At 67.9% G+C, this 15,739-nt stretch carries 16 protein-coding genes; 7 read left to right on the top strand and 9 right to left on the bottom strand.

The genetic code is table 11. The features are described 5' to 3' along the window. Nucleotides 1-31 precede the first annotated feature (31 nt). Complete coding sequence (locus QT382_RS20320; protein WP_289255948.1) at nt 32-865, bottom strand: substrate-binding periplasmic protein; 834 nt, start codon at nt 863-865, stop codon at nt 32-34. Nucleotides 866-963: 98 nt separating this feature from the next. Here QT382_RS20320 and QT382_RS20315 point away from each other — a divergent pair, with 98 nt between their 5' ends. Then, on the top strand, nt 964-1,662 hold the full coding sequence (locus QT382_RS20315; protein WP_289255947.1) for a YebC/PmpR family DNA-binding transcriptional regulator: 699 nt from the start codon (nt 964-966) through the stop codon (nt 1,660-1,662). Nucleotides 1,663-1,668: 6 nt separating this feature from the next. On the opposite strand, the gene QT382_RS20310 is transcribed toward QT382_RS20315, so the two are convergent. From QT382_RS20310 to QT382_RS20285, 6 genes are read right to left on the bottom strand one after another with little or no spacing between them, the layout of a single operon-like run. Next, entirely contained in the window at nt 1,669-2,670 is a 1,002-nt protein-coding gene (locus QT382_RS20310; RefSeq protein WP_289255946.1) for a catalase family protein, read from the bottom strand. Nucleotides 2,671-2,675: 5 nt separating this feature from the next. Then, entirely contained in the window at nt 2,676-3,671 is a 996-nt protein-coding gene (locus QT382_RS20305) for a branched-chain amino acid ABC transporter permease (RefSeq protein WP_289255945.1), read from the bottom strand. After that, nucleotides 3,668-4,555 (bottom strand): branched-chain amino acid ABC transporter permease, encoded by an 888-nt coding sequence (locus tag QT382_RS20300; RefSeq protein WP_289255944.1) that lies wholly within the window; start codon nt 4,553-4,555, stop codon nt 3,668-3,670. Before QT382_RS20300 ends, QT382_RS20305 begins: the two co-directional genes overlap by 4 nt. Before the next feature lie 22 nt (nt 4,556-4,577). Beyond that, nucleotides 4,578-5,789 carry an ABC transporter substrate-binding protein gene (locus QT382_RS20295; protein ID WP_289255943.1) on the bottom strand — a complete coding sequence of 404 codons (1,212 nt, stop codon included), beginning with the start codon at nt 5,787-5,789 and terminating at the stop codon, nt 4,578-4,580. A gap of 27 nt (nt 5,790-5,816) precedes the next feature. Further along, nucleotides 5,817-6,527, bottom strand: a complete 711-nt coding sequence (locus QT382_RS20290) for an ABC transporter ATP-binding protein (protein WP_289255942.1) — start codon at nt 6,525-6,527, stop codon at nt 5,817-5,819. Next, a complete protein-coding gene (locus QT382_RS20285) occupies nt 6,527-7,297 on the bottom strand; it encodes an ABC transporter ATP-binding protein (protein WP_289255941.1) in 771 nt (256 codons plus the stop codon). The genes QT382_RS20290 and QT382_RS20285 overlap by 1 nt, the downstream gene beginning before the upstream one ends. Before the next feature lie 234 nt (nt 7,298-7,531). On the opposite strand from QT382_RS20285, the gene QT382_RS20280 reads away from it, so the two are divergent. The 6 genes from QT382_RS20280 (at nt 7,532) to QT382_RS20255 (ending at nt 13,592) form a co-directional block, all read left to right on the top strand. Continuing rightward, nucleotides 7,532-9,295, top strand: coding sequence for a DUF885 domain-containing protein (locus QT382_RS20280; protein ID WP_289255940.1), 1,764 nt, complete (start codon nt 7,532-7,534; stop codon nt 9,293-9,295). A 53-nt stretch (nt 9,296-9,348) separates the two neighbouring features. After that, nucleotides 9,349-10,290, top strand: coding sequence for an MBL fold metallo-hydrolase (locus tag QT382_RS20275; protein WP_289255939.1), 942 nt, complete (start codon nt 9,349-9,351; stop codon nt 10,288-10,290). After that, nucleotides 10,287-11,549 (top strand): hypothetical protein, encoded by a 1,263-nt coding sequence (locus QT382_RS20270; protein ID WP_289255938.1) that lies wholly within the window; start codon nt 10,287-10,289, stop codon nt 11,547-11,549. Before QT382_RS20275 ends, QT382_RS20270 begins: the two co-directional genes overlap by 4 nt. A 126-nt stretch (nt 11,550-11,675) precedes the next feature. Beyond that, a complete protein-coding gene (locus tag QT382_RS20265; protein WP_289255937.1) occupies nt 11,676-12,428 on the top strand; it encodes a substrate-binding periplasmic protein in 753 nt (250 codons plus the stop codon). A 108-nt stretch (nt 12,429-12,536) separates the two neighbouring features. Then, nucleotides 12,537-12,938 (top strand): thioredoxin domain-containing protein, encoded by a 402-nt coding sequence (locus tag QT382_RS20260; protein WP_289255936.1) that lies wholly within the window; start codon nt 12,537-12,539, stop codon nt 12,936-12,938. 93 nt (nt 12,939-13,031) lie between these two features. Next, nucleotides 13,032-13,592: an outer membrane beta-barrel protein gene (locus tag QT382_RS20255; RefSeq protein ID WP_289255935.1), complete on the top strand. Its 561-nt coding sequence runs from the start codon at nt 13,032-13,034 to the stop codon at nt 13,590-13,592. A 1-nt stretch (nt 13,593) separates the two neighbouring features. Here QT382_RS20255 and QT382_RS20250 read toward each other — a convergent pair whose 3' ends face one another. Both QT382_RS20250 and QT382_RS20245 read right to left on the bottom strand, forming a co-directional pair. Continuing rightward, complete coding sequence (locus QT382_RS20250; protein WP_289255934.1) at nt 13,594-15,246, bottom strand: peptide chain release factor 3; 1,653 nt, start codon at nt 15,244-15,246, stop codon at nt 13,594-13,596. Nucleotides 15,247-15,316: 70 nt separating this feature from the next. Next, the gene (locus tag QT382_RS20245) at nt 15,317-15,739 is read right to left on the bottom strand and encodes a hypothetical protein (protein WP_289255933.1); all 423 of its coding nucleotides are present in this window, start codon (nt 15,737-15,739) and stop codon (nt 15,317-15,319) included.

The following is a 15,739-nucleotide window of genomic DNA, read 5'->3' as shown; positions in this document are numbered from 1 at the left end:
TCGGGCCAGTATGTTCCGGACGCCCGCGCTGTCAACCGCCCGGCTTGAATCCCGCCCGCTCGCGCGCCATCGCCTCCGGGAAGTAGTTGCGCAGGATGCGCAGCAGCGTGCCGTCCTGGTGGATGGACTGCAGGGCCTCGCGGATCTGCTGGCGGCGGGGCTCGTCCAGCGTCTTGCGCGACAGGTAGAGGCCCGACAGATAGGGCTCGCTCTCCGGGATCGGCAAGGCGCGGATGTCGGCCGCACCGGGCAGCTCGCGAAGCGCGGCGACGAAATAGGCCGGCGTCGTGACCAGGCCGTCATAGCGGCCGGCGACCAGGCGCGGTATCAGGCTGTCGGCCTGGGTCGTGGTCTCTATGCGGCCCTGGCGGTTCAGCACCGCGATCCGCGCCACGATGAAGCTGCTGTAGTTGCTGCCGGCCAGCACGCCCAGCTTCAGCTCGGGCATGGCGACGAAGCTGTTCAGGTCGAAGTCGGGCTTGGCCAGGCGCTTGTGCACCAGCAGGTAGTCGCGGGTCTGGGCCATGGGCACGAACAGCGCATGCTGGTCGCGCTCGGGCGTGCGCGAGGCCGAGGTGGCCAGGTCGATCAGCTCGCCGCGCTCCAGCGACTGGAAGATGCGCACCCGGTTCATCTCGATCAGGTCGTAGGTGCAGCCCAGGCGGCGCGACAGCTCGCGGATCAGGTCGAAGTCGTAGCCCTTGACCTCGCCGCCCTGGCGCGAATAGGCCACGCCCAAGGGCGAGATGCCGACCCGCAGCGGCGCCGTGCAGCCGGGCGGCTGGGCCCACGCCGGGGCATGCAGCGCAGCGGTCAACGCCAGGGCGGGCAGCGCGCGGAACAGGCGTGGGAGCGAGAGCATCATTGCGGGGCATTATTGCCCCGGCCTGAGGCGTGGCGGACCCGCCGAGGCGGGCAGGGTGTATAACCCGCCGCGATCAAGAAGCAATGGAGTCGTTACTCATGGGCGCACAGTGGAAGGCCAAGCACAAAGACATCGCGGCCAATGCCAAGGGCCGCATCTTCACCAAGCTGTCCAAGGAAATCATGCAGGCGGCGCGCAACGGCGCTGACCCGGACATGAACGCCCGGCTGCGCATGGTGGTGGAACAGGCCAAGAAGGCCTCGATGCCGCGCGACACGCTGGAGCGCGCCATCAAGAAGGGCGCCGGCCTGCTGGGCGAGGCGGTGCACTTCGAGCGCGTGACCTATGAAGGCTTCACGCCGCACCGCGTGGCGGTGATCGTGGAATGCCTGACCGACAACGTGAACCGCACCGTCTCCGAGATGCGTGTGCTGTTCCGCAAGGGCCAGCTGGGCGCCAGCGGCTCGGTGTCCTGGGACTTCGACCATGTGGGCCTGATCGAGGGCACGCCGGCCGCGGCAGGTAGCGACGCCGAGCTGGCCGCCATCGAGGCTGGCGCGCAGGACTTCGAGGCCACCGAGGAAGGCGCACTCTTCATCACCGACCCGGCCGACCTGGACCTGGTCTGCCGCGCGCTGCCAGCCCAGGGCTTCAATGTCGATTCGGCCAAGCTGGGCTACCGGCCCAAGAACCCGGTGACCCTGGGCGCCGCCGAGCTGGAGGAAGTGGAAGCCTTCCTGGCCGCCATCGATGCGCACGATGACGTGCAGGAGGTCTACGTCGGTCTGGCCGGCTGAACAAACTCAGCCGGCGCCACGCTCCTGCTGGCTGGCGTAGTACACCGCCTTGCGGGCGCGCTGGATCTCGCCCAGCGGCCGGTGTGCGGCCAGGCCGTTCCAGAGATCGAACACGCCCTTCTCGGTCTGCTCGACCAGCTGGGCATCGAGTGCCTGGCGCGGCAGGCGCAGCAGGGCCACGGTGGTGTAGGGCGAGTCCCAGTCCACGGCCGGGTCCTCGATGGGCGTGCGCTGCTCGTTGACGAAGGGCTGCAGCTGCAGCTCCCAGCTCAGTTCGCGCTCGGCCAGGCGTTCCATGAAGTCGGCGCCCCAGTCGGCCTTGGCGCCGGGCTTGGCACTGCCGTTGACCGGCGCCGGCACCAGGCGCACCCGCACCGCGTAGGGCCCGCAGGCCAGCGGCAGCACGGTGTTCAGGGGCTCGGTGGCAAAGCCGCCGAAGGGCCGCGTGGCCGTCTGTATCAGCAGCTTGAACTTGCCCGGCAGGGCCAGCCAGCCGTATTGCTTGACGAGAAAGCCCAGCACCGCGCCGCCGCCTTTTGATGCTGCCTCGACCAGGCCGACGAACTCCTGGCTGTTCTTGAACGAGAAGGCGGTCTGGTTGATCAGCAGAAAGCTCTGGCTGTCGGCCTGCAGGCCTTCGCCCAGCGCCGAGGGCCCTTGCAGGCCTTTCACCTTGAGGGCCAGGCCGCGGATGTCGGGCTGCTTGTCAGGCTGCGTGTCCATGCCGCCGTTGGACAAGCGCACGACCGCCTCGTAGCGGCCGGGCTGGGCGAACAGGCCGTGGCGGGCGAAGTCCGGCAGGCCGTCCATCACCTGCAGCTCGCCACGGGCCGCGGCCAGCTGCTTGCGGTGCAGGGCCCGGCCCGGGCCGTAGCGCTTGTTCTTGCGGGCCTGGATGGCCTTGAACAGCTCGACATAGCCGGCATAGCGCGCCGCCTCGTCGGGGCCGATGCGCTCCTTCCAGCCGGTGCTCGGGGCGTTGGAACCGGAAGTCTGCGCGTCAGCCATGATGGTCAGCTCCTCTTGATGGCGAACCTGTCGTAAAGCGCCAGGGCCTCGCCGACGATGCCGCGCCTGAAGGCCAGCACGCAGACGATGAAGATCAGGCCGGTGACCAGGCTGACCGATTCGCCCAGGCTGTTGAACCAGGCGATGCCGGTCAGGTTGGCGATGGCCTGGCCGAAGTCGCCGATCTTGTTCTCCAGCGCGATGATGACCAGGGCGCCGACCATGGGGCCGACCAGGGTGCCCATGCCGCCGACCAGGGTCATCAGGATGACCAGACCCGAGGTGGTCCAGAGCGCGTCGGTCAGCGTGGCAAAGCCCAGCACCAGGGTCTTGGTGGCACCCGCCAGGCCGGCCAGACCCGCCGACAGCACGAAGGCCAGCAGCTTGAAGCGGTCCACGTCATAGCCCAGCGAGATCGCGCGGGCCTCATTCTCGCGGATCGAGGTCAGCACCTGGCCGAAGGGCGAGTGGACCGTGCGGTAGATCAGCCAGAAGGCGGCGATGAAGACCGCCACCACCACGTAGTACAGGTTCAGGTCCTGCGCCAGGTCCAGGCCCAGGATGGCGCCGCGCGGCACCGACTGCAGGCCGTCCTCGCCGCCGGTGAACGAGGCCTGCAGGAAGAAGAAGTACAGCATCTGCGCCAGGGCCAGCGTGATCATCGAAAAATAGATGCCCGAACGCTTGATCGCCAGCAGGCCGAACAATCCGCCCATGGCGGCGGCGCAGAGTGCGCCGAAGCCCAGTCCCGCCAGCGGCGGCAGGCCCCAGACCTTGAGCGCGTGGCCGGCCGCATAGCCGGCCGTGCCCAGGAAGGCCGCGTGGCCGAAGCTCAGCAGGCCGGTGAAGCCGATCAGCAGGTTGAAGGCGCAGGCGAACAGGGCGTAGCACAGCACCTTCATCACGAAGATCGGATAGGCGCCCAGCACCGGCAGCAGGGCGATGCCGGCGAACAGCAGCAGATAGCCGGACAGCGGGTTCTTGCTCTTCTGGGTGCTCATTTCTCTTTCCCGAACAGGCCGGCGGGGCGCAGCAGCAGCACCAGGGCCATGACCACGAAGACCACGGTGTTGGAGGCCTCGGGGTAGAAGACCTTGGTCAGGCCCTCGATCAGGCCCAGGCCCAGGCCGGTCAGGATGGAGCCCAGGATGGAGCCCATGCCGCCGATCACGACCACGGCGAACACCACGATGATCAGATTGCTGCCCATCAGCGCGCTGACCTGCAGGATGGGTGCGGCCAGCACGCCGGCGAAGGCCGCCAGGGCCACGCCGCCGGCATAGGTCAGGGTGACCATGCGCGGCACATTGATGCCGAAGGCCTGCACCAGCTTCGGGTTCTCGGTGCCGGCGCGCAGCTTGGCACCCAGCGAGGTCTTCTCGATCAGCGCCCAGACCGCGAAGCAGACGACCAGCGAAGCCACCACCACCCAGGCCCGGTAGTTGGGCAGGATCATGAAGCCGAGGTTGGTGGCACCCATCAGCTGCTCGGGCACTGAATAGGGCTGGCCCGAGACGCCGTAGAAGCTGCGGAACACGCCCTCGATCACCAGGGTGATGCCGAAGGTCAGCAAGAGGCCGTAGATATGGTCCAGCTTGTAGAGCCACTGCAAGAGCAGGCGCTCGATCAGGATGCCCAGCACCCCGACCACCAGCGGCGCCAGCACCAGCATGGCCCAGTAGGACAGGCCCAGGTACTCCATGCCCATCCAGGCCAGGAAGGCCCCCATCATGTACAGCGCCCCATGGGCGAAGTTGATGATGTTGAGCATGCCGAAGATCACCGCCAGGCCCAGTGACAGCATCGCGTAGAACGAGCCGTTCACAAGGCCGAGCAGCAGCTGCCCGAGCAGGGCAGGTAGCGGAATACCGAAGAGTTCACTCATGTCGCTGCTCGGGAGGGCTCAGTCACTTCTTGACCATCGGGCACTTGCTGTCGGCCAGCTTGGTGTACGCGTCGGCGGCCGGGATCTTCTCGACCACCTTGTAGTAGTCCCAGGGCTCGATCGAGTCCTTGGACGACTTCACCTGCATCAGATACATGTCGTAGCGGTGGCGGCCGTCGGGGCCGATCTCGCCGTTCTTGGCGAAGAAGTCGTTGACCTTGGTGGCCTTCATCTTGGCCAGCACCTTGTCGGCGTCGTCGGTCTTGGTCGCGTCCACGGCCTTGAGGTAATGCGTGACGGCCGAGTAGTCGGCGGCCTGCAGCATCGAGGGCATGCGCTTCATCTTCTCGAAGAATCGGCGGCTCCAGGCGCGCGACTCGGGGCTCTGGTTCCAGTACCAGCCGTCGGTCAGGTACATGCCCTCAGTGGCCTTGAGGCCCAGCGAATGCACGTCGTTGATGAACATCAGCAGGCCGGCCAGCTTCATGGTCTTGGTGATGCCGAACTCGTTGGCTGCCTTGATCGAGTTGATCGTGTCGCCGCCGGCGTTGGCCAGGCCCAGGATCTGGGCGCCCGAGCTCTGCGCCTGCAGCAGGAAGGAGCTGAAGTCGCTGGCCGACAGCGGATGCTTGACGCTGCCCACCACCTTGCCGCCGGCCTTCTGCACCACCGCCGTGGTGTCGCTCTGCAGCGAGGCGCCGAAGGCGTAGTCGGCGGTCAGGAAGTACCAGTTCTTGCCGCCGCTCTTGACCACCGCATTGCCGGTGCCGTTGGCCAGGGCCACGGTGTCGTAGGCGTAGTGCACGGTGTAGGGCGTGCAGTCCTCGTTGGTCAGGCGGGCGCTGGCGGCGCCGATCGAGATGAAGGGCCGCTTCTTCTCGGCCGCGACCTTGGCCATGGCCAGGTTGGCGCCGGAGTTGGTGCCGCCTATCAGCAGGTCCAGGCCTTGCGTGTCCAGCCATTCGCGCGCCTTGGCGCTGGCCACATCGGCCTTGTTCTGGTGGTCGGCGTAGAGCAGCTCGATCTTCTTGCCGGCGGCCATGCCCTTCATGTCGGCGATGGCCATCTTTATCGCCTCGACGCCACCGGCCCCGTCGATGTCGGCATACAGGCCCGACATGTCGGTGATGATGCCGATCTTGATCACGTCACCCGAGACTTGCGCCTGGGCAGTGACGGCGCCGCAGGCGAGCAGGCTGGCCAGGGCAATGCGCTTGAAAGTGCGGGTCTTCATCGGCTGTCTCCTACAAGGGTGGATCAATCAGACACTCAACAGTTCGTCCAGCTTGGACTGCTTGGCGGCCAGGTCGGACGCCGGGAAGGATTCGACGACCTCGCCATGCTCGATGACCACGAAATGGTCGGCCAGCGGCGCGGCGAAGCGGAAGTTCTGTTCCACCATCACGATGGTGAAGCCCTCGGCCTTGAGGGCCGTGATCATGCGGGCCAGGGCCTGGACGATGACCGGGGCCAGGCCTTCGGAGATCTCGTCCAGCAGCAGGATGTCGGCGCCGGTGCGCAGGATGCGGGCCACGGCCAGCATCTGCTGCTCGCCGCCCGAGAGCCGCGTGCCGGGGCTGTTCCTGCGCTCGGCCAGGTTGGGGAACATGGCGTAGATCTGGTCCTCGCCCATCACCTTGCCGCGCTGGCTCTTGAGCGGCGGCGGCAGGCGCAGGTTCTCCTCGGTGGTCAACGAGGCGAAGATGCCGCGCTCCTCCGGGCAGTAGCCCAGGCCCAGGTGCGCAATGCGGTGCGTGGGCAGGGCGATGGCCTCGGTGCCATGGACCTTGATCGAGCCCTTGCGGGCGCCGGTCAGGCCCATGATGGCGCGCAGCAGGGTGGTGCGGCCGGCGCCGTTGCGGCCCAGCAGGGTCAAGACCTGGCCCTTGTGCACCGTCAGGTTGATGCCGTGCAGGATGTGGCTCTCGCCGTACCAGGCGTGCAGGTTGCTAATCTCCAAAGCCGCCGTCATTAATGCGCTCCTTGCAGCTCGGTGGCTTCAGATCCCATGTAAGCCTCAAGCACGGCGGGGTGCTTCGAGACCTCTTCGTAAGTCCCTTCGGCCAGCACCGCGCCACGCGCCAGCACGGTGATGCGGTCGGCGATCTTGGCGACCACGCGCATGTTGTGCTCCACCATCAAGACGGTACGGCCCTGCGCCACCCGCTTGATCAGGTCGGTCACGCGTTCCACGTCCTCATGGCCCATGCCCTGCGTGGGTTCGTCCAGCAGCATCAGCTCGGGCTCCATGGCCATGGTGGTGGCGATCTCCAGCGCGCGCTTGCGGCCATAGGGCAGGTCGCCGGCACGCAGGTGCGCCATGTCCTGCAGGTCGACCTGGGTCAGCAGCTCCATCACGCGGGCATCGAGCTGGCGCAGGCCGCCGAGGCCCTTCCAGAAATGGAAGCTGGTGCCGGTGAAGCGCTGCAGGCCTATGCGCACGTTCTCCAGCACCGTCAGGTGGGGGAACACGGCCGAGATCTGGAAGCTGCGGATCACGCCGCGGCGGGCGATCTGGGCCGGCTTCTCGCCGGTGATGTCCACGCCGCTCAGCAGGATGTTGCCGCGGGTCGGCGTCAGGAACTTGGTCAGCAGATTGAAGCAGGTGGTCTTGCCGGCGCCGTTGGGGCCGATCAGTGCGTGGATATGGCCACGCCGGACCTGCAGGTTCACGCCGTCCACGGCCGTGAATCCCTTGAAATCCTTGCTGAGGTTCTTCGTCTCCAGGATCAGTTCGCTCATGGACTCTTGCTGCTGAAGCCGCTGCGGCCGAACCCAGGGAATGTAGGGCAGGGGGCCTCTGGCTGTCGTCCCCGGACCTTCCCTTTACGTAGATCTGCACAAGGGATTTCCCCGGGCGGCCTTGTCAGCGCAGTGTCAGGAGTGGCGCGACGCGCACAGCGATGGCGCATGCGCTTCGTCAGGGCGCGCGCTTGCGCCTAGCATCCGGCACTTCGCCTACCTGCTCGCATCGCCATGAAGAAGCCCCTGCTCCGCCTTGCCGTCCTTGCCGCGCTGCTGTCGCTGAATGCGGCCCGGGCCGGCGCCCCCGACTTCGACAGCTGGGCCGAAGGCCTGGCGGTGGAACGCATGCGCGCCGACCCGACGCTGGCCACGGTGCGCCAGTACCTGCCCGAGGCCGAGCAGCAGCAGCTGGACGGCCGCCTGACCCCCAACACGCCGGCGCAGCGAGCCGCGCGCATCGCCTCGGCCAAGGCGGCGCTGCAGCAGCTCGCGGCGTTCGATCGCAAGGGCCTGAACGAGCAGCAGCGCAGCTCGGCCGCCATGGTCGAGTGGTCGCTGCGCAGCACGGTGGACGGCGAGCCCTACGAGGACTTTGATTTCGTCTTCAACCAATTCCGCGGCCTGCATGTGAGCCTGGTGAACTTCCTCAGCCAGACCCATCCGATCCGCCACGAGCGCGACATCGCCAACTACCTGGCGCGGCTCTCGCAGGCGGCGGGCCAGATCGACAACGGCATCACCCGCGCCCGCGCCGCGGCCGAGCGCGGCTTCCTGATGCCGCGCTTCATCACCGAGGCGGCGCTGGGCCAGTTCGAGCGCCTGCTGGCCGACGAGCCGGCGCGCAATGTGCTGGTGGTCTCGCTGGCCCAGCGCATGGACAAGCTGTCCGGCCTGAAGCCCGAGGCGAAAGCCAAGGCCCTGGACCAAGCCGAGAAGCAGGTGGCCGATTCGGTGATCCCGGCCTTGCGCCGTGCCCAGGCCCTGCTGAAGGAGCAGCTGCCCAAGACCACGATGGACGCCGGCCTCTGGCGCTTGAGCGGCGGCGACAAGGCCTATGCCTACGAGCTGCGCCGCAACACCAGCACCGACTACACGCCCGAGCAGATTCACCGCATCGGCCGCGCCGAGGTGGCCCGCATCGAAGCCGAGATGGATGGCCTCTTGAAGAAGCTGGGCTTCGACAAGGGCACGGTGATGGAGCGCATGAAGCAGCTCGACGATTCGCTGCAGCCGCGCGAGCCCAATCCGCAGCCCGCCCTGATCGCCCGCTACGCCGAGCTGCTGCGGGATGCCGAGCAGCGCGCCAAGTCGCTGTTCGAGATCCTGCCCAAGGCGCCGGTCGAGGTGCGCCGCGAGCCGCCGTTCACCGAGAAGACCGCGGCCGCCCACTACAGCGCACCGGCCAAGGACGGCAGCCTGCCCGGCATCTTCTGGGCGCCGCTGCCCGGGCCGACCTACCGCATGACGAACATGCGCACGCTGACCTACCACGAGGGCGTGCCCGGCCACCACTTCCAGATCGCCCTGCAGCAGGAAGCGACCAATCTACCGCGCTATCGGCGCGACGGCGTGTTCAGCGGCGGCTCGGCCTTCACCGAGGGCTGGGCCCTGTACTCCGAGCAGCTGGCGGCCGAGAGCGGCTGGTACGGCGACGACATCCCCGGCCGTCTGGGCCAGCTCGATGCCGAGCTGTTCCGCGCCAAGCGCCTGGTGGCCGACACCGGCCTGCATGCCATGAAGTGGACCCGCCAGCAGGCGCTGGACTACGGCATCCCCGGCCACGAGGTGGACCGCTACGTGGTCATGCCCGGCCAGGCCTGCTCCTACAAGCTCGGCATGCTGCACATCCTGGAGCTGCGCCAGCAGGCCCGCGCCAGGCTGGGCGACAAGTTCTCGCTGCCGCGTTTCCATACACTGTTGCTGCAGACCGGCAATGTGCCGCTGACCGTACTCTCACAAGTCGTGGGGGAATGGGTCGCGTCACAGCAGCGGTAGGGCCTCGCGCTTAAGCTGCGCGGCCCTATCAGAACACCCACCGAGGAGCCCCCATGAAGCGCAGCCTGATCGCCCTTGCCATCGTCCTGTCCACGGCCGCCCAGGCCGCGGCCCCGCAGCTCAAGACCCAGGCGCCGGGCGTGTTCCGCATGATGCTGGGCGACTTCGAGATCACCGCGCTGAGCGACGGCACGCTGGACCTGCCGGTGGACAAGCTGCTCAAGGAGAAGCATCCCGGCCAGGTGGCCAAGGCGCTCAAGCAGCACCACCTGGGCCTGCCGACCGAGACCTCGGTCAATGCCTACCTGATCAACACCGGAGCCAAGCTGGTGATGGTGGACAGCGGCGCCTCCGGCCTGTTCGGCCCGACGCTGGGCCGCCTGCTGGCCAACCTGAAGGCCGCGGGCTACCAGCCCGAGCAGGTCGACGAGATCTACATCACCCATCTGCACGGCGACCATGTGGGCGGCCTGCTGGCCGACGGCAAGGCCGCCTTCCCCAACGCCGTGGTGCGCCTGGACAAGCGCGACGCCGACTTCTGGCTCAGCACCGAGCAGATGAACAAGGCACCGGCCTCGGCCCGCGACTTCTTCCTGGGCGCCCAGATGTCCACCAAGCCTTACGTCGATGGTGGCCGCCTCAAGCCCTTCGAAGGCGCCACCGAGCTGGTGCCCGGCGTGCGCGCCCAGCCGGCCTACGGCCACACGCCCGGCCACACGGTCTACGTGGCCGAGAGCAAGGGCCAGAAGATGCTGTTCGGCGGCGACCTGATGCATGTGGCCTCGGTGCAGTTCGAGGACCCCACGGTCACCATCGCCTTCGACAGCGACGACAAGCAGGCCATGCCGGCCCGCAAGAAGGTCTATGCCGAGGCTGCCGCCGGTGGCTACTGGCTGGCCTTCACCCATGTGTCCTTCCCCGGCATCGGCCATGTGCGCGCTCAGGGCAAGGGCGGCTACAGCTGGCTGCCGGTGAACTACACGCGGCTGCCTTGAGCCGGCTGCGGAGTCTGGCGCTGCTTGCGGCACTGCTGTCCGGCTTGACGCCGGCGCATGGGCAGCAAGCACGCCCCTGGGAGGAGCCGGAGCTGATCGTTGGCCGCGCCGATGCCGACGCCAGCGGCGGCTGGCCGGTGGCGTTGCTGGTGGTGGATGGCCCCAGGCGGGTGTTCACCGTTCGGCTTGCGCGTGAACAGCTGGGCAGTCTGCCCGGTCGTGAATGGCGGCCCGTGGACAGCGAAGCCCTGATGAGCCTGGAGCGTTACGCCGCGCCGCAGCTGGTCCTGCAGCCGGACCTGGATGGCTGCAGGACCGAGTTGAACTGGCGACGCCCGATCGTCCGCCTGCCCAGTCACTACATCCGGCCGCAGCGCCCCGAACTGGCCCACGCAAGCTGCGTGGGCATGCGCTGTGGTGGCGCAGCTCAGGCCTGGCAAATCGAGCTGGACGAAGGCGATGGTCCCGGTCTGCCGCTCGCCCTCCTGCTGCCACAGCTGGGGCGCAAGGCGATGGACAGGCTGGTGCTGCATGTGACCGCCAAGGACTATGCCGTCCGCGTCCAGGGTCTGCCGCATTTGCCGCCACCGCCGCGGCGCGACATGGCTTCGGTACGGATGACGCCCGAATACTGGTTTCCTGCCGACGCGGCGGCGGAGTTTCCCGCCCTGCACCTGGCGATGCTCGACCTGCAGGCCAACTCCCAAGGCCTGGCTGGGCGCTCTATCGTTGAGCTCGCCGATCCTGTCGGCCCCGCCGGCCGGCTCGCCTACAGTCCGCATTGGGGCGGCGAGCCGGCGCAGCGCGAGCTGCTGGGGTTCGGTGCCGACGGGATGTATGGGCACTACCTGACGCGGCTGCTCTTGCGTCTGTCACCCGGCGATCCCGTCGAGACGCTTCAGCTCGGCACCGTGCACGATCACACCCGCTACGCGGACTTCAAGGCCATAGCGCCTGCGACCGCCAGCCCGGCCGCCTGCGAGCAGCGGCTACAGGCCTTGCAATGTGTGCCGGCCTGCGAGGAGCGAGTGCGACAGGTCCACGCAAGCCCCCGAAGCTATGGCCTCGCTGAGGAGTCGCTGTCCGGATGGCCTGAAGAGGGTTACCGAGCCTGCACCGCTGCCTGTGAAAAGCAGAAGGTGGATGTGCGCGCGGCGGTGCAGCGCTACTACGACAGCACCGCAGATGAGCGCCAGCGGCACGCATGGAAGTTCTACGAGTGGATGACCGGCCAGCCAGCCTCGGCTTGGCGGCGCTGAGTACACGGGTAGACCCGTCCCCCGCTCCAGGGGCTGGACTGGCATCGGCCGGCGCGGGATAAAACAGCATCAAGGTCCCGGAGCCAGGGTCCACGACGGGGAGGCCGTTGCACTGGAGCGAACGCCATGCGCTGTCCCGGCCTGGCTTGCCTGATCTGCCTGGCCCTGCTGCTGCCCGCGGCCCGGGCCGCCGATGAACTGCTGGCCGTCTCCGAAGACGCGCCGCCCTTCGCCTATCTCGACAACGGCCGCTTCCTGGGCCTGGCCAATGAGCTGCTGGACCGCATTGCCCAGCGTTCGGGCCTGCGCCTGCAGCGAAGCCAGCAGCCCTGGGCACGCGCGCAGCAGACGGTTCGGCAGCTCAACAACAGCCTGCTCTACGTGACGGTGCGAACGCCAGCCCGCGAGTCCCAGTACCGCTGGGTCGGCCCGATTGACGACTGCGACATCGTGGTGATGGCGCTGGCCACCAGCGGCCTGAGCTTTGATCCGCGACTGCCGAGTGTCCGGCAGTTGCGCATCGGCGCGGTGCGCGGTTCGCCGGCGGCCCAGTTGCTGCGCGAAGCCGGCGTTGCCGAGCGCGCCATCTATGTCACGCCAGGCAGCGAGACCTCGACCAAGATGCTCTATGCCGGCCACCTGGACATGATTGCCGGCCTGATCCTGCCCTATGCCCACCAGGCCTCGCGCCTGGGACTCGATGGCGCGCAGCTGGGCGTGATCCACCAGCTGCAGAAGGGCTACGGCTGCTATTACGCTTTCAATCCGGCCGTCGATGACCAGGTGTTCGAACGCTTTGCCAAGGCCTTTGAAAGCCTGCGTGCCGAAGGCGAGCTCAAGTCGCTACGCGCCCGCTACTTTCGGTCCCCGAGCAAGTAGGGCGGCCCGGCCCTTACACCTTGTCACGTCGGCGCGCGAGCCTGACTTCGCGTTGTCGGGACCAGGGGTGGCCGCCCGAGCGACCCCTGGAACACCAAGGAGCCCGTCATGAGTCTGCTGAACTTCCGCTTCGCCGTCGTCCTGAGCGCCGCCGCCGTCGGCCTGTTGTCGGCCGGACTGGCGCAGGCCCATCCGGAGGTCCGCTGGGCCGTCAACGTGGCGACTCCACCGGTGGCCGTGCAGCTGGCCTCGGACCGCGGCCATGGCGTGGCGGTGCCGGTGGTGGACCGCTACGGTCGGCCGGTCTACCCGGCCTATCCGGTCTATCGCGAACCGACCCGCTGGGACCGTGACGCCGACGGCATCCCCGACCGCTACGAGTCGCACCATCGCCACCACCGTCACTTCCGTGATCGCTGGGAGCGCTGCGAGGAACGCGAGCCCGACCGTGACCGCGACGGCGTGCCGGACCGCTACGACCGCCGGCCGCATGACCCGTATCGCTGGTGATTCCGGGGACACCGGGCCGACGCTAAGCTGGCATTAAGCCAGGTCGGTCTAGCATGCTCTCTCCGCACATAACCTGTCAGGGAGAGAGCAACCATGAAGAACCCATCGCGACTCAAGCCGCGGCCGCTGCTGGCCGCGGCCTTGCTTGCCACCGCCAGCCTGGCGGCGTCGGCCCAAACCAAGCAGGAACCGGCGAGCCCCGGCGTCTATCTGGGCGTCCAGGTGGCCCGGGTCAGCGGCCCGCAGCTGCAGCCCGGCAGCCACGGTGGACCCGGTGTGAGCCTCGGTTACCGAGTCAACGCCGGTCTGGCCGTGGAAGTCTTCGGCCGCGACCTCTGCGGCCTGTTCTGCAGCCTGTTCAACGGCCTGAAGGGCAAGGACTATGTGGAGCCCAGCGAGCACTTGGGGCTTGCCGCCCTGGGCTTCGTGCCGCTGGGCGCCGAGGGCTGGCAGGCCTACGGCCGCCTCGGCCTGGGCCGCACCAGCTTCGAGCGCGGCCCCGGCAGCCCCCATGCCGCCCACCAGACAGAAGCCAGCCTGGGCGGCGGCATCGCCTACGACTTCAGCCCGCGTTTCGGCCTCAAGCTGGAGGCCCTGCGCTACACCCGCACCCGGCTGAACTCGGTATCACTGGGTGGGGAGTGGCGGTTCTGACCTAGCCTTCCATCCGCTGCTGAAACACCAGGCCCGCGTGCTCGCGCAGCGCGTGGAAGCGGATGCGGGGCCAGTTCTCCTGCATGGCGCGCAGCTCGCCGGCATATTCCAGCAGCACGGTGGGCGCGTTGACCGCGTCCCAGGCCACGCGGTGGGCGTTGTGGTCTATGAAGCGGCGCAGCTCCTTCTCGCCGCTGCCGCCCTGGCCTTCGACGTCGTCGCAGGTCACCCAGCGCGCCACGTTGTAGCGGGCCGCGGTGATGCGGGCCTTGACGCCGTATTCATGCTCCAGGCGGTGGGCCACGACCTCGAACTGCAGCTGGCCCACGGCGCCCAGCAGCAGCACGCTGCCGGCCTCGGGGCGGAAGACCTGGATCGCGCCTTCCTCGCCCAGCTGGCGCAGGCCCTCGCGCAGCTGCTTGGTCTTGAGCGGGTCGGCCACCTCGACGCTGCGGAACATTTCCGGCGCGAAGAAGGGCAGGCCTGTGTACTGCAGGGCCTCGCCTTCGGTGATGGTGTCGCCCAGCTGCAGCACGCCATGATTGGGGATGCCGATGATGTCGCCGGCAAAAGCCTCGTCCAGCAGCTCGCGGCGCTGCGACAGGAAGCTCACCACCGTGTTGGGCCGCAGTTCCTTGCCGGAGCGCACGACCTTGAGCCGCATGCCGCGCTCGAAATGGCCAGAGGCCACGCGCAGGAAGGCGATGCGGTCGCGGTGCGAGGGGTCCATATTGGCCTGGATCTTGAACACCACGCCGGTGAACTTGGGTTCCTCGGGCTGGACCGTGCGCTGCAGTGCGCTGCGCTCGCCCGGCGCCGGGGCCAGTTCCACCAGGGCGTCCAGCACTTCCTGCACGCCGAAGTTGTTGACCGCCGAGCCGAAGAACATCGGCGTCTGCCTGCCGGTCAGGAAGGCCTCGTGGTCGAAGGCCGGGGCGGCCTCGTTGACCAGCTCGATCTCGCCCTGTGCGTTCTCGTACTGCATGCCGAAGCGCTCGGCATAGGCCGGATTGTCCAGGCCTTCCAGCACCTCCTCGGTGCCGGCCGCGCGGTCTTCACCCGGGGCGAACACGCGCATGCGCTGCTGGCGCAGGTCCATCACGCCATGGAAATGCTTGCCCATGCCCACCGGCCAGGTGAAGGGCACGACCGTCATGCCCAGCTCGCGCTCGATCTCGTCCATCAGGGCCAGCGGCTCCTGCACCTCGCGGTCCATCTTGTTGACGAAGGTGAGGATGGGCGTGTTGCGGGCGCGGCAGACCTGCAGCAGGCGGCGGGTCTGCGGCTCCACGCCGTTGGCCGCATCGATCACCATCAGCGCGGCGTCCACGGCGGTCAGCACGCGGTAGGTGTCTTCCGAGAAGTCCTGGTGGCCCGGCGTGTCCAGCAGGTTGATCACGCAGTCGCGGTATTCCATCTGCATGACCGAGGAGGCCACCGAGATGCCGCGCTGCTTTTCGATCTCCATCCAGTCCGAGGTCGCGTGGCGCGTGGCCTTGCGGGCCTTGACCGAGCCGGCGATCTGGATCGCGCCCGAGAACAGCAGCAGCTTCTCGGTCAGCGTGGTCTTGCCCGCGTCGGGGTGGGAAATGATGGCGAAGGTGCGGCGGCGGCGCACCTCGCCGTCGATGCGGGAGTTCAGCTCGGTGGACATGGCGGACGGGTCTGCGGGAATGGGGGCCTTCGGGGGCGAACCCGCGATTATCCCCGCAGGCTTTGCCGGCTCACTGCCCGCCTATCACCTTGACCGAGCCGTCCACCTTGGCGCTGTCCAGCACGCCTATGCCGTTGGGCGTGGACGAGATCCATTTCTTGAGCTCGTCTTCGCTGTCGAACTGCTTGGGCGCAGGCGCCTTGCCGGTGAAGATCAGCTGGGTCCAGACCGCCTTGAACTGCTGATTGCTCTTGCCGACGTAGCTGGAGAGGAAGTCCTCGCGGACCTTGCCTTCCTTGGGCAGGCCGGGCGTCACGTTTCCCACGCCGGGCAGCGAGGTGGACTGGCCGAGGAAGACCGCCTTGATGTCGTCGGCGCCGGGCTTGCCGGCCAGGGCCGGGTTGGCCACGACGACCGGACCGGCCAGGGCGGCCCCGCTGAGGACGAAAGCGGCCATGCCCAACGCGATGTTCGAGAGTTCTGTTTTCTTCAT

This window comes from Pelomonas sp. SE-A7 (assembly GCF_030345705.1).
Lineage (GTDB): Bacteria > Pseudomonadota > Gammaproteobacteria > Burkholderiales > Burkholderiaceae_C > JAUASW01.
This window is presented reverse-complemented; position numbering and strand designations above follow the sequence as displayed.

Coding starts and splice junctions, on each gene's coding strand:
- QT382_RS20320 (WP_289255948.1), bottom strand. CDS start 865: ATGATGCTCTCGCTCCCACGCCTGTTCCGCGCGCTGCCCGCCCTGGCG.
- QT382_RS20315 (WP_289255947.1), top strand. CDS start 964: ATGGGCGCACAGTGGAAGGCCAAGCACAAAGACATCGCGGCCAATGCC.
- QT382_RS20310 (WP_289255946.1), bottom strand. CDS start 2,670: ATGGCTGACGCGCAGACTTCCGGTTCCAACGCCCCGAGCACCGGCTGG.
- QT382_RS20305 (WP_289255945.1), bottom strand. CDS start 3,671: ATGAGCACCCAGAAGAGCAAGAACCCGCTGTCCGGCTATCTGCTGCTG.
- QT382_RS20300 (WP_289255944.1), bottom strand. CDS start 4,555: ATGAGTGAACTCTTCGGTATTCCGCTACCTGCCCTGCTCGGGCAGCTG.
- QT382_RS20295 (WP_289255943.1), bottom strand. CDS start 5,789: ATGAAGACCCGCACTTTCAAGCGCATTGCCCTGGCCAGCCTGCTCGCC.
- QT382_RS20290 (WP_289255942.1), bottom strand. CDS start 6,527: ATGACGGCGGCTTTGGAGATTAGCAACCTGCACGCCTGGTACGGCGAG.
- QT382_RS20285 (WP_289255941.1), bottom strand. CDS start 7,297: ATGAGCGAACTGATCCTGGAGACGAAGAACCTCAGCAAGGATTTCAAG.
- QT382_RS20280 (WP_289255940.1), top strand. CDS start 7,532: ATGAAGAAGCCCCTGCTCCGCCTTGCCGTCCTTGCCGCGCTGCTGTCG.
- QT382_RS20275 (WP_289255939.1), top strand. CDS start 9,349: ATGAAGCGCAGCCTGATCGCCCTTGCCATCGTCCTGTCCACGGCCGCC.
- QT382_RS20265 (WP_289255937.1), top strand. CDS start 11,676: ATGCGCTGTCCCGGCCTGGCTTGCCTGATCTGCCTGGCCCTGCTGCTG.
- QT382_RS20260 (WP_289255936.1), top strand. CDS start 12,537: ATGAGTCTGCTGAACTTCCGCTTCGCCGTCGTCCTGAGCGCCGCCGCC.
- QT382_RS20255 (WP_289255935.1), top strand. CDS start 13,032: ATGAAGAACCCATCGCGACTCAAGCCGCGGCCGCTGCTGGCCGCGGCC.
- QT382_RS20250 (WP_289255934.1), bottom strand. CDS start 15,246: ATGTCCACCGAGCTGAACTCCCGCATCGACGGCGAGGTGCGCCGCCGC.
- QT382_RS20245 (WP_289255933.1), bottom strand. CDS start 15,739: ATGAAGAAAACAGAACTCTCGAACATCGCGTTGGGCATGGCCGCTTTC.